The following is a 19,801-nucleotide window of genomic DNA, read 5'->3' on the forward strand; positions in this document are numbered from 1 at the left end:
TGACTCTCCCCTCTGACATACGATCGAATGGATGTACCGCCCCTCCAAGGAGCACGCACGGGCGATGCCCGTCTTCCACACCGAACATCGCAGTGCGTTTTCGCTGCACTGCGACTCAAACTCGCTTTCAGGCTTGCCAGAACACGCGTTTGGTATATGGGGGGTCCCCGCTGAGCCTTACCTTGGCCTAGTGGTAGCGCTACCATCGCGTCAGGGCGCAGACTAATCACCCGGTCACACGGTTGTCATCATGCAGCGCAGCAAAGGAACCGCTTCCTTGAAAAACAGCCAGAAAGTGGTGCGTCGCAAAGGCAATGCCATCACCATCGATGTGGTCGCCGCGCATGCCGGCGTATCGGCCATGACGGTTTCGCGCGTAATCAATGGCCATTCCAGCGTGCGCGAGGAAAACCGCGAACGGGTCATGCGCAGCGTGCTTGAACTGGACTACCGGCCCAACCTGGCGGCAAGCGCCCTGGCGGCGGCGCAGCACACCTGCATCGCGCTGATCTACACCAACCCCAGCTCCAGCTACCTGCGTGAGCTGCTGGTCGGCGCGCTGCGCGGGTCTACCCGGTCTGCGGCGCAGTTGGCGATCTCCACCTGGGATGGGTTGAGCGCCACGGCACGGCGCGAGGCGGCACGGCAGCTGTGCGACAGCGTGGCCGGGGTGATTCTTCCGCCGCCGCTGTGCGAATCCAAGGCGATCGTCGACATCTTCGTCAATGCCGGGGTCCCGGTCGTCTCCATCGCATCCAGCCAGTTCAGCGACCGGGTTTCCTGCGTGCGCATCGATGACCGCCATGCAAGCCAGCAGATGGTCGCGCATCTGATCGGCCACGGGCACACACGCATCGGCTACATCACCGGTGATCCGAACCAGACCGCCAGCGCGCAACGCTGGCAGGGATATCGGGATGCGCTGGCAGAGGCCGGCATCGGGTACGACGAGGCGCTGGTGCAGCCCGGGCTCTTTACGTATCGATCCGGACTGGAGGCTGCCGAGCATCTTCTGGCCCTGCCCCACCCGCCGAGTGCCATCTTCGCCAGCAACGATGACATGGCGTCTGCGGTGGTTTCAGTGGCACATCGGCGCGGGCTGGACGTGCCGCGCGATCTTTCGGTGGTGGGCTTCGACGATACGTCAGCGTCGACCATGGTGTGGCCGGAACTGACCACCATCCACCAGCCCGTGGCGGACATGGCCGACACCGCCATCGACATCCTGCTGCGGGAGATCCGGCGCGCGCCTGCTTCGGCGCGCGCCACCGTCAACCAGGTGCTCGCGCATCAGCTGATCACGCGCGATTCCGTATCAGGGCCGGTGCAGCGCCCCTAGCCTCACGCACTACGGCGCGGGGGTGGCCTGGCGGATGCGTTGGCCTTTCACTGGCTCACCCAGCGCGACCGGCTTGTCATCGGCCAGGTAGTTGGAGAACTGTGCGGGCAATGCGGTGGCCTTGCCGAACTCGGGTCCGGCCTGCAACTGATAATGCAGGTGGGCTTCGGAAGAGTTTCCACTGTTGCCGCAGTCTGCCAGCTGCGTGCCAGTGCGCACGGCCTGCCCTTTGGTTACCCGCACACTGCCCTGGCGCAGGTGGGCCAGGACCGAATATTCGTCGTTGCCATGATCGATGACGACGCGGTTGCCGGTGGGCTGGCTGGGATTCATCTCACCCGGCACGTTGTCGGCCACGCCGTCGATCACCTCCACCACCCTGCCGTCTGCCGGAGCCAGGATGGGCTTGCCGAAGCAGAAGTAATCCTCGTTGCGGCTGCCTTCCCCGCGATGCGAACTGCCATCCTGCAGGACCAGCAGGTCCATGGCGAAACGCTGGCCTGCATGCGCGGCATGGTAGTTCTGTTCGACGCTACGCCCGCCCCAGAACACGTAGAACTCGTCGGAGAATGGCAGCTGCAGCGGCGTGCGGTTCTTGTAGTCAAGGCGCTCGCTGGCAGCGGGCTGCGGCGAGGTCTGTTGCGGGCGGATGGTGAACGCCACTACCTTGCCCTGGCCGTCGAATGTCCAGGTGATGGCAATGATGTCCGGAGTGTTCTTGAATCGTACCTGCCGCAGGTAGATGTCATGCCCGCCATGGGTGCTGACCGTTTCGCTGAGCACCTCCGTTTCCTCGCCCCATGCGAGGATCTGTTCTCTCACCGCCACCAGGCGCTGTTTCGATCCCAACGCTTCCTGCGTCTTCGGCGCCATACGCTCCCACAGCGCATCGACCTGACCCTGGTAGAACTGCGAGGTCAAGCTGGCGCCTTCCTGGCGCGTGTCCTGGGTAGCCGCAAGGCCGCCGAACGCCAGCAGCGATAGAACCAAGGGTGCCATCATTTTCGCGAACACTGTCATGTCAGGAGTCCGTGCTGTTTGGATCGGGAATGCCTGCGACGACTGCCGCAAGCTGCTTGCGGTACTGGGCCAGCCCTTGGCGTCCTGCAGGCGTCAGCTGCAGGGTGGTCAGCGGGCGCTTGCCCCGGAACGATTTATCGATGGCGACCAACCCAGCGGCTTCGAGCTTGCTGAGATGGCTGGACAGGTTGCCCTTGCTCAGGCCACTGAGATGTTCGACGAATGCGAATTCGGCTGATTCGGCGCCGGCCAGGATCGACAGGATCAACAGGCGCGCCGGCTCGTGGATCAGGCGATCCAGCTGCAGCAGGCTGCGGGGGTCGGGAAGCTGGGTCACGGCATCGGCTTCCGCGCAGCCACGAACGCGCGCATTTCCGACTGCAGGCGCAGGAACCGCAGGTGGTCGCGCCACCCGACCACCACCAAGGCAATGGCTGCCAGCGGAAACACCACGGTGGTGGGGCCGAACGCATAGGTCTGGCCGGTGAATGCCACCGCGGCCTGGCACAGCAGGAACACGCCCACAATGAATTCCAGCGGCGTTCGCAACCACCGCCAGACAATCAGCGGCAGAAGCGCTACCACCATCAGGTACCCGATCGCGCGCAGGTCCCACGGCAATCTGCCCATCGGTGCCATGCGGGTCAGCACGAACCCGACGATCAGCGCGCTGATCAGGGCAGTGAAAGCGATGAAAAGGCGTTGGAAGTTGCGCTCGGTCGCGGTGATCTGTTCCTCGACCTGGCCGAAACGCTGGTAGTAGCGATGCGCCAGCCATTGCTTGGCGGCTAGCCACAGCACCGGCACAGCGATGAGCAACGCGCGCAGCTCAAAGGTGGCGGGCAACAGGGCGCCGGCAAGAAAGGAGACCAGGCAGGCAGCGCCACCGGCGATGGCGGAAAGGCCGCCCGCGCTTCGTGAGTACCGTGAGTACTCGCGGGTCATGGCCTGGAAGCGGCTGTAGGGATCGGTGACAGACGGCAGCTGCATGACGCACTCCAAGGGAATCGCCTTGCAGTGAGTTTGCAGTGCAAACCAGTTTGCGTCAAGCGTCAGGCCGAATGGCCTGAGAGTTTCCGAAACCCTTACCTGGCGGCGCCTTTGCCGCCACCTTCGCCGTGCTGCGCAGTGGCCTCCTGGCTCCGCGCGAAGTCAGGGAATGTTTCAGCAAGCGACTGCTGGTCCGGGAGGATGTAGAACAAGCCGCCCTTCTGGAACGTCGGCTTGATGATCTTCGCGTAGAAATCCGGGTTGACGTTGATGCAGCCATGGGTAACACGGTTGTCGTCCGGCGAAGGCGACGCCAGGCGCTCGACGCGCCGTTCGGCAGGTACGCCGGTTGCCGTGGGATGGATGGAAATCGCGGTGTCGTAGTCCACCCAGAGCACGCGCCCGGCGTCGAGTGAGTCGCCGTAACCGCCGATGAAGCGGCCAGCAGGCGTCGTGCGGTCGCGACCCGGAATTTCCTTGAGCGCGAGACCTGCTATGCCCGGGGCGGAATGGTCACCCACCGCAGAGCCAAACAGGCCCGGCGCAGCGCCGATGAGTTTGCCACTACCGTCGAACACGAGGATCTGCGCCGCTGCTTTATCCATCACAGCGAACGGATAACCTTCTGCATCCCTGCTTGCCTTGACCCACCCGGCCAGCTGAAGGACCGTGTCGGATACCGGCTGCTCCGGCGGCAATAGATCGTTGGACGATGTCGGCTGTTCAGCAGGCTGCTGCTCGGCCGGGTCCTGTGCACGGGCCAAAGCGGGGCCGGCGAACGCCAGCGTCAGCGCCAGTGCGCCACACGTGGCTCGGATAGCGGGATGCATGTGCATGGTGTAGGGGGAATTCCTTGAAGCTACGACAGACTAAAACAAAGAAACCGGTGGCCATCAAAGGCCACCGGGTCCTGGTTTACGCACTTCGATACTGCATGTGCGACGAAACAATCAGCCGCGCGGCTGACGCTTCGGCGGGACCGTTTCCAGACGCTGCACACGGCTTTCAATCTGATCCAGGCGCTGGTTTGCCTGCTGGGCCGACTGATTGGCCGATTCAGCACTCTGCGCTGCGCTGTTCACCTTGGTATCAAGCGAATCGAGGCGCGAGTTGATGGTGGCAAACTCGTCCTTATAGGTGGCGCAACCGCCAAGGCCCAAGGTGGCAACGAGCGCCACGCCCAACACCACATTCTTCTTGGTCATCATCATTTCCAGTACTCCTTCTTGGGTCTTCAGGTAAATAGAGCCCCCTCTGCCGGACCAATCATGACGCTGCGATACGTACATGGATTGTGAAGACCTGAACCGGCGTTCGGACTCTGTTCTGCCAAGCCGCTATTTGACCATCCAGCCCGGAAAGTCAACCCTTTCCAGCATTCCGCCGGCGAGGGATCCCGCACTTCCTGCAACGACATCGTGCGGGACACCCAGCGGGAACGCGCTTGCGTCATCCAGCCCACGGACCTGCTCGGGCGTCAGCTGCACCTGTGCAGCGCCAAGGTTGTCCTCCAATTGCGCGGGCGTCCTCGGGCCGATGATGGGCAGCGTGCCCTTGGCCAGCACCCAGGCCAACGCGATCTGGCCGGGAGGCAGCCCGGTGGTTTCAGCGAGCGCAAGCACCTCGTCCACCACGCGCGTCTTACGCTCGTCGCTTTCACTGTGAATGACCGCGCCCAGCCCTTCTGCGCGACCGGTTTCGCCCTTGCGGTACTTCCCGGTCAGCAGCCCGCCACCCAGCGGCGACCAGCTCACCACGCCAAGCTGGAAGGCGGCCGCCATGGGCAACAGCTCACGTTCGGCCGTGCGTTCCACCAGGCTGTATTCGAGCTGCACGGCCGACACCGGCGCCCATCCCTGCAGCTCTGCCAGGGTTGCTGCGGTGGCAATTCGCCACGCTGGAAAATCCGAAAGACCTGAATACAGGATCTTTCCAGAGCGGACGAGGTCATCAAGCCCGCGGGCAATTTCATCGATGGGCGTGACGCCGTCCGGCATGTGCACCCACAGCAGGTCGATCCGATCGGTCCCCAGCCGTTTGAGGCTTGCTTCCACGCTCTGGATCATCGCCTTGCGGCTGTTTCCAGTTCGCTGCAGGCCAGCAGTGGGGCTGGCGCCCAGCGAGAACTTGGTCGTCAGGATCAGATCGTCGCGGTCGCCGCCAATGAACCCGCCCAGCATTTCTTCCGATTGGCCGAACTGGTACTGGTCCGCCGTATCGATGAAGTTGCCACCTGCCTCCCGGTACCGGGAGTAGATCTGCTGCGCTTCATCGCGATCCGAGCCATAACCCCAGCCTTTGCCGAAGTTGCCCGTGCCCAGCGCAAGCGTGGAGACGCGAAGGCCGGTCCGGCCAAATAATCTATACCGCATGGGGCACCTCATAGGGTCATTGCGAGGGGGCGACAGCGTCCGCTGCTCTGCTGCCATGCCGTGATCGTCCACCCGGCCGCCCGTTGCCGCATCCAGAATCAGGGCTCGCAATGCCTCCCCCATCTGGGGGTGCCTGCCGTGCCAGCCTGTCCGCCTGCGGCTTCCCCGCTGCATGCGCCCTCTCGCGGGCTATGGGGTGGCGTCCCCTGCCTTCTCCACCGGCGGGGTTTGCCAACGGTTTTCGAGCAACTCAGGCTTGGGGCGGTAGTAGCGCATGAACATTACGAACGGGCCCTCGGGCGCCGGCAGCCAGTTGGCCTGTTTGTCCTTGCCAGGGGACTGGTTCTGGATGTAGATCGTCAACCCGCCATCGGCATCCTTCTTGAGCTCCGGCAACATCGGTGAATTGATCAGATAGCGATTGATCGGATTCTTGACCAGCAACTGCTGGGGGAGTCCGTACATGGTGACAGACCAGAATGCATCGACTGGCGGCAGCTCGCCCTTCGCGAAGTGCAGCGTGTATCGGCCTTTGCTGCCATCGAGCGGCTGGCCGCTGGCATCCTTGTCAAGAATGGGGTACATCGCTTCTTCACGCGAGTTGGCGCCAATACCCACCTGGGTTCCGGTGGCGCGCGCGACATAATCGTTCTTGAGAAACTCCCGGTTGCCAAACAGCGTATCGGTCTTACCACCCAATGATGCGCGCTTGGCGTCGATCTGCTTCTGCCCCTCGGCCATCCCCTCTTTGAGTGCTGCCTGCATCTCCGGCGACAGGCTGCCAGCGTCGAACGGCTGTCCGGGTTTGATGCCCAGCATGGCGAAGCGCTCGCGCAGTGCGGTCTCGCTTGGGTGCGCCGGTTGTGCAAACTGCAGGAGAAATGCCAGCTGGTTGAAGAACTCGAGGGAGGTGCGGTCCTGCGCCGGGGGCGTCGGCTTGATCCATTGGATTTCCGGGGCAGCCGGTGGCGCAGCGCCCCCGGCAAATGCAGACAGCGGCTGAACCCTGTAGCCGGCCTGTATCTTCTTTACGTTGTCGAGATCGCCGGGATTGAACAGCTGCGTGCGCCCGACCACGCTGACCAGGTCGGTCTCGGACCGGATCACTTTGGTGATAGCCGCCGGTGCTTCGCCCTTCCAGCCGGGCCCGGCAATAAGGAAGCTTCCGCCATCGTTGCCGGTTGCACGGCTCCCGATGTAGTCGAAGTTGAAGGTGTACAGATCCATCAGTTGGAAGACGAAGTATCTGTCCTTTTCCATCTTGGGCACGGTAATGACCACCGGTTCCGCACGCAGGTCCAGCATGGCAAACGAGTAAGGCGTGTCCGAGTTCGGCGTTACGAACGCGGTGTCTTCGGGCGTGAACACACGGGCGATGTTCAGAATGGAGTTGAACGGACCCTTGTACTGGGGATTGCCCTTGTCGACATTGAACGCGTACACCGTTTTGTAGGTGTCCACCATGGGTACCCCATACACGTAGGCGTCACGGGCAATCTTTCTTGCCTCATCGGCCGAAGGGGCCGCAGAGGGCGTGGTTGACGGTTGCGCCGGGGATGGCGTAACCGTTGCACCTGTCTCCTTTTCGGGCGATTTTCCGCCGCCGCACGCGGTGAGGGACAGGCAGCAGGCCAGGGCCATGCCGAGCAGTGTTGCAGCGGAGTGAGTTTGACGGAGGTACATGGGATCCAGCTCAGCCTCAGGCACAGGGGAACAGTCCCACTGTCGTCGTCAGGATCTTTGCCGGCAAGAGGAGTTTCACGCAGGCTGGCTCGGTATTTCTACCGAGCGACGCCGCTGCCATTAAAGCGCCGGCTGCTCGGCATTCAGCACCTGCAATGCCGGCCCCGTGGTGTCGGGCAGCACATGCTGGTCGGTTACCAGCAGTACCACCCCCGGGCTCATCAGCGGCCGCAGCGCGGCACGGAACCCCTCGGGCAGCAGCACGCGCTGCTCGTCGGCCTGGCTCACCACGGTGCCACGGGCCGCTTCCTCGCCCGGGATGCCAACCTCTACCCATGAGGGTTCGGTTGCCGGCGCGTTGCTGCTGGCAACCATGTACGCGCGCGTTCCTTCAGGCGCTGCGCCACCGCGGAAACCCACGCGCGAACGGCCGATCTCCTTGCCGTCACGGTATGCGAACAGTCGGCGGTCGCTGGTGCTGAGCAACAGCGACACCACGCCGGTGGGTGCAACGTCCGGCTGCCAGCGGAACGCCTCCTGCGTGCCCAGCGGTACGGACAGCACTTCTTTGCCGGTGCCCGGGTCGATCGGGCTGGCCACGCGGGGGTGCACCAGCGTCGGATCGGATACGCCCTCCTTGGCGATCACCACCACCATGCCCATGTTGGTCGCCCCGAACAGCCGCCGGGCAAACTCGGTGGGCAGGTGCACGCAGCCATGGGATTCCGGGTACCCCGGCAATCCGCCGGCATGCAGGGCAATACCATCCCAGGTAAGACGTTCCTGGTACGGCATGGCGGCGTCGTTGTACTTGCTGGAATGGTGGTCCTTGTCCTTCTGCAGGATGGTGAACACACCCGTGGGCGTTTCGTGACCAGGCTTGCCGGTGCTCACCGTGGACACGGCTTCCAGCAGGCCGTTGCGGTACACGTAGGCGCGCTGCTCGGTGATGCTCACCACCACCGCCATCGGGCCCATCGCTTTGGAATCCCCGCCCCATACCCACTCGCCCGGCTTGAGTTCGGCCGGCGAGGTGTTGGCCGGGCTGGAACTGGGCGCGCCCCATGACGGCGTGGCCAAGGCCTGCCCGGCAGACATCATCAGCGCAATCAGCAACAGGCCAGATTTCATCATGAGGTGCGTCCAGCAGTGGGTTCAGGCCGATGGTAACGCGATAACCGAACCTCCCAGCACCTGCCAGCCGCTCGCCGTTTTCACCCAGAAGCGGCAGTACCTGAAGTGCCCTGCGAACGCAGCGCCGTCGAACGTGCCTGCCAGTTCGGCTGTTACCGAGGTTACAGCGGCCTGCCCTTGTGCGGAGATCTCTACAGATCGCCACTCTGCCAAGGTGAGCTTCTGGCGTCCGGAACGGTGCAGCGCCAGATCATCCTGCTTGTGAAAAACATCGCCTGACGGCCCCACAAAGATCAGGTCGTCTGCAATCAGGGATTCCAGGGCCTCCACGTCGCTGGTGAGCATCGCAACGCGCAGGGCTTCCTCGTGCTGCCGGATTTCAGTATCCATGCGGACTCCATGAAAGTGGTTGGCGTTACTGTTGTGCTGCTTCTGGTGCCAGCGTATGGATTACTTTGCCCTGCGCATCCAGGAACTCGATGGCGCCGTAGCCTTCCGGGGTGACGGTCAAGCGCAGCCTGGCCCGGTCCTGCTTGTCGTTGAGCGCGATGGCCGGCGTGCCGTCGGCACCCACCACCATCTGGATCCGTGTGGGTGTCTGCACCCCCGGAATCAGGCGGTTGTCCAGGCGGGGTTCGCGAATCAACGGCGGTGCCTGGTTGATCGAAAAGCGCACCTCGCCATCCGGTGAGACGCGCCAGCCGATGGCATCCATGGCGGGGTGGTCCAAGGCGAGCACGGCCATGCCACCATCCACGTCCGCGGTACCGAAGCCGCCGCGCTCACTGCCCTTGTCGTCGTACAGCACCATGCCCGCCACATTGAAGGCGCGCTTGTACTGGATGCCGTCGATGATCGGCGCGGGCGTCTGGCCCGAAAGGGTCATGCGGATCACGCCCTGTTCGTCAACGATGTCGATGCGGCGTGCGGTGATGCGGTCGCTGTCCGCTGCTTCCACACGGGTCTGCGGCGACCTGCTGACGATGACCTTCTGCAGCTGCTCGACGGAGGGGCGCTTGGGGCTGGCAGGCTCCGCCGCTTGTGCATGCAGGGCCGGGGACGATACGGCGAAGGCAATGATGATGCAGTTCAGCGCTTTCATAGGCTCCCTTCCGGCCACGGCAACCACGTGCCCGGCTCCATGATCTGCAAAGGGATATCCCGCTCGCGTGCGGCCTGGCGAACCCTGCCAAGCGGATCATCCACTTCGACATACTTGTCCATTCCGCTGACACCGTAGTGAATCGGCACCAGCACCCGAGCGCCGAGGATAACCGCAGCGGCCACCGCCTGCTCGGGCGCGAGCACGCCCGGCTGGCCACTCTCCGGCTCGCGCCAGCCGAAGCGCGCGCCATTGATCGGGAGAAACGCTGCATCGAACGGGCCAAACTGGCGGCCGATGCGCCACCAGTTGCCATGCCACTGGGTATCGCCGCCGTGGAAGATGCGCCGCCCGCCGGCCGAGACAACCCATGAGACCTGCGTATCCCCGTAACCATCCGATGCAGGCACCGGCGTGGCGGTGAAGTCGCCCAGCAGCTGCGGCTCCCACAGCGCACTGGGGCGGGCACGCGCGCCCTGCGGCCACGGTGAGGGTTGCAAGCCTGCCGGATACGCCAACACCCCGCCGTTCTTGAGCGCGGTCGCTACTGCGGTGCCATCGAAGTGGTCCGAATGGGTGTGGGTGACCAGTACGTGGGTTTCGCCCGCGGTGTCGTCCACCGGCACCAACCGGTCGGGTAGCGCCCTGCCCCATGCCTCCGGACTGACCAGCGGATCTATCAACAGCGTGCTGTCGGGCAATTGCAGGCGCACTCCTGCCCATGCCAGTCGCTGGGCGCGCAGTGTTCTGGGTACTGCCGCTGCTGCCAGCGCTCCGAACGGAAGCAGCGTCGCCGCTGCCGCGCCCGCGCATCCCACAAGGAAGCGCCGACGGTGATTGAGGTCATTCATGCTTCTTGCTCCCGGGCGGCATCGGCCTCGCTGCCCAGTGAGTCGACCAGCAGCGCCCGCTCGCCATCCATGAATGCGGTGGCGACCGATTCCACATCGTCACCGAAGAACATCACGACATCCGTAGCCAGCTCCTGGATTCGCATTACGTACACCCCGTTGACAGGATGGGCATCGTGGCCAACCCACCGGGGCGTGACAAACGAGTATTTTCGCCCTTCGCCTTAGAAAATCTAATGCGATACGATGCGGACGACTCCGCTCTGCCAGGCGCCTGTGAAAACCCGACCCGCCGCCCCGCTCAACGCCTTGCGCACGTTTGAAGCGGCGGCGCGCCACCTGAGCTTCAACGGCGCGGCCAGTGAGTTGTTCGTCACCCCGGCGGCCGTCAGCCACCAGGTAAAGCATCTCGAGGAGCACCTTGGCGTAAGCCTGTTCCAGCGCAACCACCGCTCGGTGGCGCTGACGCCGGAAGGCGCCGAACTGGCTGCAACGGTGGGTGAGCTGTTGGGACAGCTGGACCTGGCGTTGGACCGTGCCCGGAACCGGGCGCCGGCCGTACTCCGGGTGACCACCATGGAATCGTTCGCGGCCAAGTGGCTGGTGCCACGGCTGCACCGGTTCCAGCAGGCATTTCCGGACGTACGGGTGCGGATCGACACCAGCGACGAGCACGCGGACTTCCTGCGCGGGGGATTTGATGTGGGCATCCGCTATGGAGCGGGCAAGTACGCTGGCGTCCGTGCAGATTTACTGATGCAGGCACCTGCGTTCCCCGTTTGCTCGCCCGCGCTGCTGGGCGCCAACCCGCACGTATTGGAACAGCCCGACGACCTGCGCCACTACACACTGCTGCACGATGAGGGCGCGACAGGCCGCCCAGGAATTCCTGCGTGGTCGGATTGGTTGGCGGCAGCAGGTGCCACAGAGGTAAACCCCGCGTCGGGGCCTGTCTTCGCCAGCATCTACCTTGCCCAGGAAGCTGCAGTTTCAGGCCACGGTGTTGCGTTGGGCCTCGCTCCCCTCGTGGACGACGACCTTCGGCAAGGCCGGTTGGTGAAGCCGCTTGGCGTGGGCCTGGAGAATGCGTACGCGTTCTGGCTGATACGCCGTGACGTCTCCCAACAGCGACCCGAGGTGGAAGCATTCTGCCACTGGCTGCGGCAGGAGCAGCGGCAGCTCTCCGGTGCCCCATGGTGAACCTGCGGCTGGCGCAGCGGTGGGAACGGCTGAGGAACAGGGATGCAGAGCTGGGCGTGATGTTGCTGTTCGCCCTGTTGGCCGGCCTGTTCGTCTGGGGCGCCTACGACGTTGCCTATCCGGAACACGGCTGTGTCCGGATGGGCAAGGGCAATAGCGGACCGCTGGAGTGCGACCCGCAGCGGCTGTTCAACTACGGCGTTGTGCTGCTGTCGATCGGGGTTCTCACCACCAGCCCCATTTTTTACATCCTCTGGGGCTGGATGAGAGACATGGCGCGGCCGTTGTCGCTGAAAGAGGACCAGCCCCCTGCGCCAGTCAGCGAGTGAGCCGGGCTGACACCCTGCAGGCAGGCACGACGGCTGGCGCCGGGGACATGTACGTGACACTACCCGCGCATACATGGTAAGCGAAGGAGACGCTGGCAAGGCCAGCATCCGGTACTCGAGCCGTGTGCATTACCTCTCCCTTGGACGACAGCAGCCTGATGCGGGCCCCATCTGGACTGGCGGAGTTGCCGGGGGTAGCCAGCTCCAGGGTGAAGCCGCTGGAGAGTTGAACGGTTGCTGCCTGCTGGGATGGCAGTTGCAGATCCAGTGCAACAGGCGGCAAGGCGTCCTGCTGCACTACGCCTGTGAACTGCACTGATACCGGGGTGGCTGCTGATGCGGAAATTGCCACGCAGAAAAGCGAGAGGAAACCGGCTGCTGCCTTCATCATTCACCTCCAATGTGTGGAATTTCCAGATCCGGGCCCAGACTACGCAGTGATCATAGGGCTGCCCGGTTCCGGCAACAAGCGGGACAGCCTTCCCCTTCAGGACTCGAGAAGAAGCCTGCATTCTGCGAGTCCACTCTCTGATCCTGACTTCCGGCATCATGACAGCGAAGTACCCGCCTACCTACCCGTCATCTTCAACGCAGCTTCGGGCAAGCGCTCGCCGCTGATGCGTATATGGGCCAGTTCGCCATCGATCCGTTGCAGGTCGCCCGGCTCCAGAATCAGGTCCAACGCGCCCAGATTCTCATCAAGGCGGTGCAGCTTTGTCGTGCCGGGAATGGGTGATATCCACGGCTTCTGTGCCAGCAGCCAAGCCAAGGCAACCTGCGCAGGCGTGGCACCCTTCTCGACGGCCAGTGCCTTGACCACATCCACCAATGCCATGTTGGCCTTGCGGGCTTCTGCAGAGAAGCGCGGCACCACGTTACGGAAATCGCTGGCGTCGAACTGGGTGTTCTCATCGATCTTGCCGGTGAGGAACCCGGCGCCCAATGGGCTGAAGGGCACGAAGCCGATGTCCAGTTCTTCCAGCAGGGGCAGCAGCTCGTTTTCCGGCTCGCGCCAGAACAGCGAGTACTCACTCTGCACGGCCGTCAGCGGCTGCACCGCATGTGCCCGGCGGATGGTCTGCAACCCTGCTTCGGAGAGCCCGAAGTGCCCTACCTTCCCTTCCGCAATCAGTTCCTTCACTGCACCGGCCACGTCCTCAATCGGCACCGCCGGGTCTACCCGGTGCTGGTACAGCAGGTCGATGCGCTCGGTACGCAACCGCTTCAGGCTCGCCTCGACGGCCGCCTTGATGTGCGCCGGCTGGCTGTTGGTGCCCGGTCCACGCGCACCGGTTACCGGGTCGATATCGAAACCGAACTTGGTGGCGATCACCACCTGGTCGCGTACCGGCGCCAGCGCCTCGCCCACCAGTTCTTCATTGGCGAACGGGCCATAGGCCTCCGCCGTATCGAAGTGGGTGACGCCCCGCTCCACCGCCGTGCGGATCAGCGCGATCATCTCCTGCTTGTCTGCCGCCGGGCCGTAGCCCGAACTCATCCCCATGCAGCCCAGGCCGAGGGCGGAAACTTCAAGGCCTTGTCCAAGAATGCGGGTTTTCATCGTGGCGTCCTCATCGAACAGTGGGGGGAGTGGCCAACCAGGCGTTGACCGTCTCCATGGTCCTGCGCTCCTGATCGGCTTCCATCGTGAAGGCCTCCAGGATGCGGGCATCGGGCGCATGGCGGGCGAGTACGCGAAGGCTGCTGCCTACGCCATATCCGCCATGGGTAATGAAGGGCACGATGGTCTTGCCGCTCATGTCGTGCCGTGACAGGAAGGAGCGGATCACCGGAGGCGCGGTTTCACCCCAGATCGGGAATCCCAGGTACACGGTGTCGTAGCGGCTCATGTCGTCGATGGACGCGCGCAATGCAGGCTCAACGCCGTCGTCCCTTTCCTGTCTGGCCTTCGCTACCGTTTCCAGATAGTCGGCCGGGTATTCTTCTGCCGGCTGGATCTCGAACAGATCGCTTGGCAGGCTGCGATGGATCAACCCGGCGATCACACGCGTGTTTCCCGAACGCGAGAAGTACGCCACCAGCGTCCGGGTCGAGGACGCCGATGCTGCCTGCTGTTGGGGGTCTGCCGCAGTGCAGCCCAGGGGGAGCGATGCCAGTGCAGCCACCACCGCGCGGCGGCCAGGGTTTGGAGATGAAATGCTCATGGGAGAAATCTACGCCTCCCAAACGCATACTTGCATGGGCATAATCGGATATCGCTTATATCCGGAGCGCATCAATGGCCATCGAGAATTACGACCAGTTGGCGATGTTTGCCCTGGTGGCGCGTGAGCGCAGCTTTACCCGGGCCGCTGCCCAGCTGGGCATGTCCCAGCCGGCGCTCAGCCGGTCCATGCGCCAGCTGGAGGAGCGGCTGGGCGTGCGCCTGCTCGCCCGGACGACTCGAAGCGTTTCGCCGACCGAAGCGGGCGAACAGCTGCTGCAGGTGATCGCCCCGCGCTTCGAGGAGATCGATGCCGAGCTGGCCCAACTCAATGCCTTCCGTGACAAGCCTGCAGGACGCCTGCGCATCACCGCCGGCGAGCATGCAGCGCTTACGGTCATGCAGCCGGTGCTGGGCAAACTGCTGCCCCAGCATCCCGACCTCAATATCGAAGTAATCGTCGACTACGGCCTCACCGACATCGTGGCCGAAGGCTTCGATGCCGGCATCCGCATGGGCGAGCAGCTGGCCAAGGACATGATCGCCGTGCGCGTCGGGCCGGACCTTCGGATGGCGGTGGTCGGCTCGCCGGCCTACTTCCAGCGCAACCCGAAGCCAAAGTCGCCGCACGATCTCACCCAGCACAACTGCATCACCATCCGCCTGCCCACCCACGGCGGCATCTACGCCTGGGAGTTCGAGAAAAAGGGCCAGGAGCTCAAGGTCCGGGTGGAAGGCCAGCTGGTGTTCAACAACGTCGCCCTGCGCCTGGGCGCAGCGCTGGAAGGGCTGGGTCTGGCCTACATGCCCGAAGACCTGGTGCGCCCGCACGTGCAGGCCGGCACGCTGGTGCACGTACTGCAGGACTGGTGCCCGTCGTTCCCGGGTTACCACCTGTACTACCCCAGCCGCCGGCAGTCCTCACCGGCGTTCACGGTGTTGCGTGATGCGCTTCGCTACCGGGAGTGATCGTCAACGCAGCGGCGCTTCCACGTCGCTGTAGGCCTGCACCGCGGGCGGAAGCCGTTCGCCCTGCACGGCTACTGCAGCGACGGCTCCATTCAGCTCCCGCAGCTCGCTGGCGCTGAAGTGCACCTTGGCTGCCCCTATGTTGTCCAGCAGATGTGCCATCTGCGTGGTGCCGGGAATGGGAACGATCCATGGCTTCTGGGCCATCAGCCAAGCCAGGGCAATGCGCGCAGGCGTTGCCTGCTTCCGCTCAGCCCAGGCGATGAGGATCTTTACCAAGGCCAGGTTGTGTTCGATGTTGGCAGGGCTGAAGCGCGTTTCATTGGCCCGGATGTCGCCCTCGGCAAACCGTGTGCGTCCATCAATGCCACCGGTGAGGAACCCGACGCCAAGCGGGCTCCAAGGGACAAAGCCGATTCCAAGCTCGTCGCACGCCGAAAGCACCTCCCGCTCCGGTCCGCGCCACAGCATCGAGTACTCGCTCTGCACGGCGGCAAGGGGCAGCGTGGCATGCGCACGTCGCAGGGTCTTCAGGCCCATCTCGCACAGGCCCCAGTGCAGGACCTTGCCTTGGGTCATCAGATCCTTGATCGCCCCGGCCACATCCTCGATCGGCACCTGCGGATCCACCCGGTGTTGGTACAGCAGGTCGATGCGGTCGGTGCGCAGGCGCTTGAGCATGCCTTCCACCACTGCCTTGATGTGCGCCGGCCGGCTGATCAGGCCCGGGCCACGCGCCCCGGTCTCAAGGTCGATGTTCCAGCCGAATTTGGTAGCAATGACAACATCATTGCGGAAGGGCGCCACACCCTCGCCCAGAATTCTTTCCACCTCATGCGGCCCGTAGGCTTCTGCCGCGTCGTAGAAGGTAAGGCCCTGATCGAACGCGGTACGGATGATGCGCAGCATCTCGGGGCGCGAGGGAATGGTGGTCTGGTAGGTGCGGCTCATGTTCTGCACGCCCAGGCCGACGCTGGATACTTCCAGCGTGCCCAGCATGCGGCGGCTGGTCAGCATGGGTGCTGCCGCACCGTGCGCTGAAGCGTCAGCCCCGCGAACGGTAGCAGCCTCCGCCGATGGCGCGGCGATTGTTCCGGTCAGCGGCATCGCCGCCAGCGTAGCGGCGCCAATCAACATGGAGCGGCGTTGTGGACTTGCAGGCAGTGTGCTCATGACGGTCTCCGGGATGATTGGCGTGGGTATCAGGGCGACGGCGCAGGTGTTTGTTCGAGCGCCTGCGCAGCTCGCGCAGCTGCGGCCGGGTCGCCGCTATCGGCCAGCAGCCGGGCCACGTGCTCCAGCTGTGCGCGGCTCAGTCCCACCCGCTGGCTGGCCGCCATGTGTGAACGCAGTTGGGCTTCCACGCCCGGCATGGCTGCCAACGCGCCCACCGTGGCCAGTTCGCGGCCTTGCCAGTCCAGGTTGTCGCGCTCGAAGATGTCGCCAAACAGGTGCGATTGCAGGAACTGGTTGATCACCGGGGCGAACTCCATCACCGGGCCCGTGACCGGCGCGCCGGAAATGCGGGTCTGGTTGGCTGTGCCCACGGCACGCAGCGCCGCCCCCACCGGAATCTCGCCGCTGGGTGGCTGGCCGGGCGCATCGGCAATACCCTGCCCTTTGCGCGCTTCCACCACCGCCATCAACTCGCCGAGGGCGTTGAGGCTTTTCGGGAAGCCGGTGTAGGCATACATCTGCACCAGGATTTCCTTGGCTTCGCTGATGCTGAGCCCTGCATCCAGCCCGCGGTTCAGGGCCGCATTGAGCTGCGGGAGGTTGCTGGTAGCCGCAGCAGCGGCGATCAGCGGAATCGCCTGCTGCCGCGCCGACAACGCACCCGTAACCGGCACATCGAAGATCGCGGCGGCCTCGCTGTATTGCGCGTCACTTACCTGTTCCATCCACGTGACCGTCTTGCCCTCGGCCACGCCTGTGACCGCAAGATGGGTCATCGCGCTGTGCGGCGCCGCACCGTGCCAGTGCTTCACGCCGGCCGGGCACACCACCACGTCACCAGGGTGGATCCGCTGTGCCGGTTTGCCCCATTCCTGCGTGAGCCCAACGCCCGACGTCACCACCAGGCGCTGCCCGGCCGGATGGGTGTGCCAGGCCGAATGCGCGCCTGGCTCGAAGCTTACGTAGGCGGACGACGCTTGAACCTCTGCGTCGGCGGCAAACAGCGGGTCCACGCGGACCTTGCCGATGAAGTTTTCCGCTGGGCCTGCGAACGAAGCCTGCGTGCCGGCACGGGCAATCTGCTGCGTCGCCGATTCGGCCGCACCGGCGAACGGAGCGGCCACGCTCAGTGCCAGGCCAAGTACCGCGTTGCGGCCAGTGGAAGTGCGTTGATCGGTCATTGGGTCAGTGTCCGGGCATAGAAGGTATTGAGCTTGCCCACTGCGGCATCCACGTAGCGCGGTACCCAGTAGGTTTCGATATGGGTGGCGCCATCGAGCAGCACCAGCTCCTTGTCGGTGGTGCCGTTTGCCCTGGCGAAGGCATCCTGGGACATGTACAGGCTGTCGGCCTTGCTGCCGGCGATCATCAGCAACGGCTGGTTGATCAGTTCGATCTGGTTGGTCGCGTCCCAGCGCATCAGGTCGAGCAGGCTGCTGGTGGTATAGCGGAACGTGGAATTGGGGTGCGCGTGGGTCTTCCAGTAGTACTCGTAGCCTTGCCGGTACAGGTCGAAGGGGAGCTTGGCGATCTGTTCGTCGGTCAGGTTGGCGTCACCGGAGTAAAGTACTTCGCCGCCAGCGGCCTCCTGTGCGCGCGCGTCGGAGGCCTGTTGCAGGCGTTGCTCGAGGGTGTCCAGCTGCGAATCGACATAGCCGTTGCGGCGCACGCGACCGGAATTGAACATGCTGATCGTTGCCACCGCCTTGAAACGCTTGTCGGTCTGGGCAGCCGCCAGCGAGTAGCCACCGCCGCCACAGATGCCCAGCAGGCCCAGGCGTCTGGTGTCCACCCAAGGGAATCGGCTGATGAAATCGGCCATGCCGTGGATGTCTTCGATGCGGTGCGCAGGTTTGTCCACGCTCCGGGGCTGGCCGCCACTTGCCCCCTGATAAGCGGCATCGGCGGTAATGGTGATGTAGCCCTGCTCGGCCAGACGCTGTGCATACAGACCAGCCACCTGCTCCTTGACCCCGCCATTGGGGTGTGCGATTACGATGGTGGGGTATTTCCGGGCGGCGTCGAAGTTGGGTGGCGTGTAGAAATTGGCCGCGATCTCGATTCCATTCAGCGGATAGGTCACCGGATGGACATTGACCTCGCCGGGCACGTTCTGCGTGATCGCACCTTCGTAGGCCAGTTTGAACGGATTGAGCCGGTAGTCCGCAGCGGAGGCGGTGCCTGCTGCCAGGCCGAGGGATATTGCCAGCAGCGAGGCGCGCATCAGGTGCTTCATTCGTGGTGCTCCTTGGTCGTACCGTCCAGATGTTGCTTCTGCAGGAAATCGCTCACCAGGTCGGCGATCTGCACGTTGTTGAGGTCCGAGAACGGGAAATGGCTGTTGCCACGGATGCCGATCTCCGGCAGGTGGATCAGGGTGACATTGCCCCCCTGACGGTTGACGGCGTCGCGCCAGGCGCGTGCCATTTCCAGGCGCGCCCGCCAGCTGTCCTGCGCGGGCATGCGCATCGGCTTTTTGGGAATGTTGTCGCCGTACAGCACCAGGATGGGGATGCGCGTCAGCGCCTTGAACTCCTCGGGCGACACCACCACGGGTGCGACGGTATCGAACGCACTGGGAATCGGCGCCGGTGCATCGTCCTTGGCGAAGACGAAGCTGCTGCCCGGCTCGAAGGCAACGATGGCGCGCACATTCGGGCTCTTGATTGCCGTCATCCAGCCCGGGCCGCCGGCCTGCGAATGGGTGAACAGGATCGCCGGCCCGGTCTTCTCCAGCAGAGCGACCACCCCATCGGAGACGACGCCTATGTCATAGGGGCCGGTGTTGGGCGTGACCGAGCGGAAGAACTGCTCAAGCGCGGCCTCGCCCTTCGGGAACTGGCTGTCACGAAAGTACTCGGGCCACAGGCCAATGCGGAACTGGTTGAACCACATCTGCTCGTCCGCCACGGGCTTCAGTGTGGACTCGACCATGCTTCGGCCAGCTTTTCCGCGCCGCGGCTGATCGATCAGATAGGTGGTGAAGCGGCGACGCAGAAACAGGTTCTGGAAGCCCTCGCGACCGTCGGCCGTGGTTTCCCAGCTCTTGGACGACTGGCCCGCGCCGTGCCACATCACGATGGGCAACGGCCGCGCCTTCACCGGCACCTGGTAGAAGGCGTAGACATGATCACCGTGGTAACTCTGGCCATCCGGCTTGGTCGGCGCCAGCGGATCGAACGTGCCCGGCTGCTGCTGTACCGTGCCGCCGGCGATCACGCTGCCCTGTGATTGGATCTGCAGTGGCTCGCTGGCCATGGCGGTCGCGGCAAAGAGCACGGCCGCAACACAGGTGAATGCAGTCCTCAGGCCCGCCACCGCAGTGGGGGGAATCGTGCGTGTCTGCATGTTCCACTCCGTGACAAAGGGGTCAGGAGAATCTACGTGCAGGGGATTGATGGAAAAAGCGCAGGAGTGGCATATGACTAATGCATGGGAGGTATATATGACCTTCACAGCGTGCACGTCCCCC

The 19,801-nt window shown here is 64.1% G+C and carries 22 protein-coding genes and 1 pseudogene; 4 read left to right on the forward strand and 19 right to left on the reverse strand.

The genetic code is table 11. The annotated features are described in order from the left end of the window. Positions 1 to 277 precede the first annotated feature (277 nt). Positions 278 to 1,339: a LacI family DNA-binding transcriptional regulator gene (locus tag AC06E7_RS11680; protein ID WP_478064815.1), complete on the forward strand. Its 1,062-nt coding sequence runs from the start codon at positions 278 to 280 to the stop codon at positions 1,337 to 1,339. Positions 1,340 to 1,348: 9 nt separating this feature from the next. Here AC06E7_RS11680 and AC06E7_RS11685 read toward each other — a convergent pair whose 3' ends face one another. From AC06E7_RS11685 to AC06E7_RS11740, 12 genes are all read right to left on the reverse strand, one after another. After that, the gene (locus AC06E7_RS11685; protein WP_478064816.1) at positions 1,349 to 2,338 is read right to left on the reverse strand and encodes a M23 family metallopeptidase; all 990 of its coding nucleotides are present in this window, start codon (positions 2,336 to 2,338) and stop codon (positions 1,349 to 1,351) included. Between the two features lie 22 nt (positions 2,339 to 2,360). After that, on the reverse strand, positions 2,361 to 2,696 hold the full coding sequence (locus AC06E7_RS11690; protein WP_478064817.1) for a winged helix-turn-helix domain-containing protein: 336 nt from the start codon (positions 2,694 to 2,696) through the stop codon (positions 2,361 to 2,363). Then, a complete protein-coding gene (locus AC06E7_RS11695) occupies positions 2,693 to 3,349 on the reverse strand; it encodes a hypothetical protein (RefSeq protein ID WP_478064818.1) in 657 nt (218 codons plus the stop codon). The genes AC06E7_RS11690 and AC06E7_RS11695 overlap by 4 nt, the downstream gene beginning before the upstream one ends. Before the next feature lie 95 nt (positions 3,350 to 3,444). Further along, positions 3,445 to 4,146, reverse strand: coding sequence for a L,D-transpeptidase (locus AC06E7_RS11700; protein ID WP_210132808.1), 702 nt, complete (start codon positions 4,144 to 4,146; stop codon positions 3,445 to 3,447). A gap of 153 nt (positions 4,147 to 4,299) precedes the next feature. Further along, complete coding sequence (locus AC06E7_RS11705; RefSeq protein WP_184123495.1) at positions 4,300 to 4,560, reverse strand: hypothetical protein; 261 nt, start codon at positions 4,558 to 4,560, stop codon at positions 4,300 to 4,302. A gap of 126 nt (positions 4,561 to 4,686) precedes the next feature. Further along, complete coding sequence (locus tag AC06E7_RS11710; protein WP_478064819.1) at positions 4,687 to 5,721, reverse strand: aldo/keto reductase; 1,035 nt, start codon at positions 5,719 to 5,721, stop codon at positions 4,687 to 4,689. Between the two features lie 189 nt (positions 5,722 to 5,910). After that, a complete protein-coding gene (locus AC06E7_RS11715) occupies positions 5,911 to 7,404 on the reverse strand; it encodes a DUF1254 domain-containing protein (protein ID WP_478064820.1) in 1,494 nt (497 codons plus the stop codon). Positions 7,405 to 7,524: 120 nt separating this feature from the next. Continuing rightward, positions 7,525 to 8,535, reverse strand: a complete 1,011-nt coding sequence (locus AC06E7_RS11720) for a L,D-transpeptidase (protein ID WP_478064821.1) — start codon at positions 8,533 to 8,535, stop codon at positions 7,525 to 7,527. Between the two features lie 24 nt (positions 8,536 to 8,559). Then, complete coding sequence (locus AC06E7_RS11725) at positions 8,560 to 8,928, reverse strand: nuclear transport factor 2 family protein (RefSeq protein ID WP_478064822.1); 369 nt, start codon at positions 8,926 to 8,928, stop codon at positions 8,560 to 8,562. A 25-nt stretch (positions 8,929 to 8,953) separates the two neighbouring features. Then, positions 8,954 to 9,640: a hypothetical protein gene (locus tag AC06E7_RS11730; protein ID WP_478064823.1), complete on the reverse strand. Its 687-nt coding sequence runs from the start codon at positions 9,638 to 9,640 to the stop codon at positions 8,954 to 8,956. Continuing rightward, positions 9,637 to 10,491 carry an MBL fold metallo-hydrolase gene (locus AC06E7_RS11735; RefSeq protein WP_478064824.1) on the reverse strand — a complete coding sequence of 285 codons (855 nt, stop codon included), beginning with the start codon at positions 10,489 to 10,491 and terminating at the stop codon, positions 9,637 to 9,639. Before AC06E7_RS11735 ends, AC06E7_RS11730 begins: the two co-directional genes overlap by 4 nt. Further along, positions 10,488 to 10,637: a hypothetical protein gene (locus AC06E7_RS11740; protein ID WP_184123490.1), complete on the reverse strand. Its 150-nt coding sequence runs from the start codon at positions 10,635 to 10,637 to the stop codon at positions 10,488 to 10,490. Before AC06E7_RS11740 ends, AC06E7_RS11735 begins: the two co-directional genes overlap by 4 nt. Before the next feature lie 130 nt (positions 10,638 to 10,767). Between AC06E7_RS11740 and gcvA the strand changes: the two genes are divergently transcribed. Continuing rightward, positions 10,768 to 11,691 carry a transcriptional regulator GcvA gene (gene gcvA / locus AC06E7_RS11745; protein WP_478064825.1) on the forward strand — a complete coding sequence of 308 codons (924 nt, stop codon included), beginning with the start codon at positions 10,768 to 10,770 and terminating at the stop codon, positions 11,689 to 11,691. Then, on the forward strand, positions 11,688 to 12,020 hold the full coding sequence (locus tag AC06E7_RS11750; RefSeq protein ID WP_478064826.1) for a hypothetical protein: 333 nt from the start codon (positions 11,688 to 11,690) through the stop codon (positions 12,018 to 12,020). Before gcvA ends, AC06E7_RS11750 begins: the two co-directional genes overlap by 4 nt. Before the next feature lie 568 nt (positions 12,021 to 12,588). Here the strand turns inward: AC06E7_RS11750 and AC06E7_RS11755 are convergent. Together AC06E7_RS11755 and AC06E7_RS11760 are read right to left on the reverse strand one after the other, a co-directional pair. Beyond that, positions 12,589 to 13,581 carry an aldo/keto reductase gene (locus AC06E7_RS11755; RefSeq protein ID WP_447785435.1) on the reverse strand — a complete coding sequence of 331 codons (993 nt, stop codon included), beginning with the start codon at positions 13,579 to 13,581 and terminating at the stop codon, positions 12,589 to 12,591. Positions 13,582 to 13,591: 10 nt separating this feature from the next. Beyond that, complete coding sequence (locus AC06E7_RS11760) at positions 13,592 to 14,185, reverse strand: flavodoxin (RefSeq protein ID WP_478064827.1); 594 nt, start codon at positions 14,183 to 14,185, stop codon at positions 13,592 to 13,594. Between the two features lie 74 nt (positions 14,186 to 14,259). Here AC06E7_RS11760 and AC06E7_RS11765 point away from each other — a divergent pair, with 74 nt between their 5' ends. Further along, positions 14,260 to 15,153 (forward strand): LysR family transcriptional regulator, encoded by an 894-nt coding sequence (locus AC06E7_RS11765; protein ID WP_478064828.1) that lies wholly within the window; start codon positions 14,260 to 14,262, stop codon positions 15,151 to 15,153. A gap of 3 nt (positions 15,154 to 15,156) precedes the next feature. Here the strand turns inward: AC06E7_RS11765 and AC06E7_RS11770 are convergent, their stop codons facing one another. From AC06E7_RS11770 to AC06E7_RS11790, 5 genes and pseudogenes are all read right to left on the reverse strand, one after another. Next, the gene (locus AC06E7_RS11770) at positions 15,157 to 16,170 is read right to left on the reverse strand and encodes an aldo/keto reductase (protein ID WP_478064829.1); all 1,014 of its coding nucleotides are present in this window, start codon (positions 16,168 to 16,170) and stop codon (positions 15,157 to 15,159) included. 185 nt (positions 16,171 to 16,355) lie between these two features. Further along, complete coding sequence (locus AC06E7_RS11775; RefSeq protein ID WP_478064947.1) at positions 16,356 to 16,847, reverse strand: carboxymuconolactone decarboxylase family protein; 492 nt, start codon at positions 16,845 to 16,847, stop codon at positions 16,356 to 16,358. A gap of 174 nt (positions 16,848 to 17,021) precedes the next feature. After that, positions 17,022 to 17,510: pseudogene (locus AC06E7_RS11780) on the reverse strand ((R)-mandelonitrile lyase); the annotation flags it as partial. Continuing rightward, a complete protein-coding gene (locus AC06E7_RS11785) occupies positions 17,507 to 18,565 on the reverse strand; it encodes an alpha/beta hydrolase (protein WP_478064830.1) in 1,059 nt (352 codons plus the stop codon). The gene AC06E7_RS11785 and the pseudogene AC06E7_RS11780, both read right to left, overlap by 4 nt. Continuing rightward, positions 18,562 to 19,794 (reverse strand): alpha/beta hydrolase, encoded by a 1,233-nt coding sequence (locus AC06E7_RS11790; protein ID WP_478064831.1) that lies wholly within the window; start codon positions 19,792 to 19,794, stop codon positions 18,562 to 18,564. Before AC06E7_RS11790 ends, AC06E7_RS11785 begins: the two co-directional genes overlap by 4 nt. Positions 19,795 to 19,801: the final 7 nt, after the last annotated feature.

The organism is Stenotrophomonas sp. Steno-Z4 (assembly GCF_056393145.1).

Bases quoted from the DNA above. Each gene is read 5' to 3' on its own strand.
- AC06E7_RS11775 (WP_478064947.1), bottom strand. From the start codon at position 16,847: ATGTATGCCTACACCGGCTTCCCGAAAAGCCTCAACGCCCTCGGCGAG.
- AC06E7_RS11770 (WP_478064829.1), bottom strand. From the start codon at position 16,170: ATGCTGACCAGCCGCCGCATGCTGGGCACGCTGGAAGTATCCAGCGTC.
- AC06E7_RS11705 (WP_184123495.1), bottom strand. From the start codon at position 4,560: ATGATGATGACCAAGAAGAATGTGGTGTTGGGCGTGGCGCTCGTTGCC.
- AC06E7_RS11765 (WP_478064828.1), top strand. From the start codon at position 14,260: ATGGCCATCGAGAATTACGACCAGTTGGCGATGTTTGCCCTGGTGGCG.
- AC06E7_RS11710 (WP_478064819.1), bottom strand. From the start codon at position 5,721: ATGCGGTATAGATTATTTGGCCGGACCGGCCTTCGCGTCTCCACGCTT.
- AC06E7_RS11715 (WP_478064820.1), bottom strand. From the start codon at position 7,404: ATGTACCTCCGTCAAACTCACTCCGCTGCAACACTGCTCGGCATGGCC.
- AC06E7_RS11685 (WP_478064816.1), bottom strand. From the start codon at position 2,338: ATGGCACCCTTGGTTCTATCGCTGCTGGCGTTCGGCGGCCTTGCGGCT.
- AC06E7_RS11695 (WP_478064818.1), bottom strand. From the start codon at position 3,349: ATGCAGCTGCCGTCTGTCACCGATCCCTACAGCCGCTTCCAGGCCATG.
- AC06E7_RS11735 (WP_478064824.1), bottom strand. From the start codon at position 10,491: ATGAATGACCTCAATCACCGTCGGCGCTTCCTTGTGGGATGCGCGGGC.
- AC06E7_RS11730 (WP_478064823.1), bottom strand. From the start codon at position 9,640: ATGAAAGCGCTGAACTGCATCATCATTGCCTTCGCCGTATCGTCCCCG.
- AC06E7_RS11755 (WP_447785435.1), bottom strand. From the start codon at position 13,581: ATGAAAACCCGCATTCTTGGACAAGGCCTTGAAGTTTCCGCCCTCGGC.
- AC06E7_RS11725 (WP_478064822.1), bottom strand. From the start codon at position 8,928: ATGGATACTGAAATCCGGCAGCACGAGGAAGCCCTGCGCGTTGCGATG.
- AC06E7_RS11720 (WP_478064821.1), bottom strand. From the start codon at position 8,535: ATGAAATCTGGCCTGTTGCTGATTGCGCTGATGATGTCTGCCGGGCAG.
- AC06E7_RS11740 (WP_184123490.1), bottom strand. From the start codon at position 10,637: ATGCGAATCCAGGAGCTGGCTACGGATGTCGTGATGTTCTTCGGTGAC.
- AC06E7_RS11785 (WP_478064830.1), bottom strand. From the start codon at position 18,565: ATGAAGCACCTGATGCGCGCCTCGCTGCTGGCAATATCCCTCGGCCTG.
- AC06E7_RS11760 (WP_478064827.1), bottom strand. From the start codon at position 14,185: ATGAGCATTTCATCTCCAAACCCTGGCCGCCGCGCGGTGGTGGCTGCA.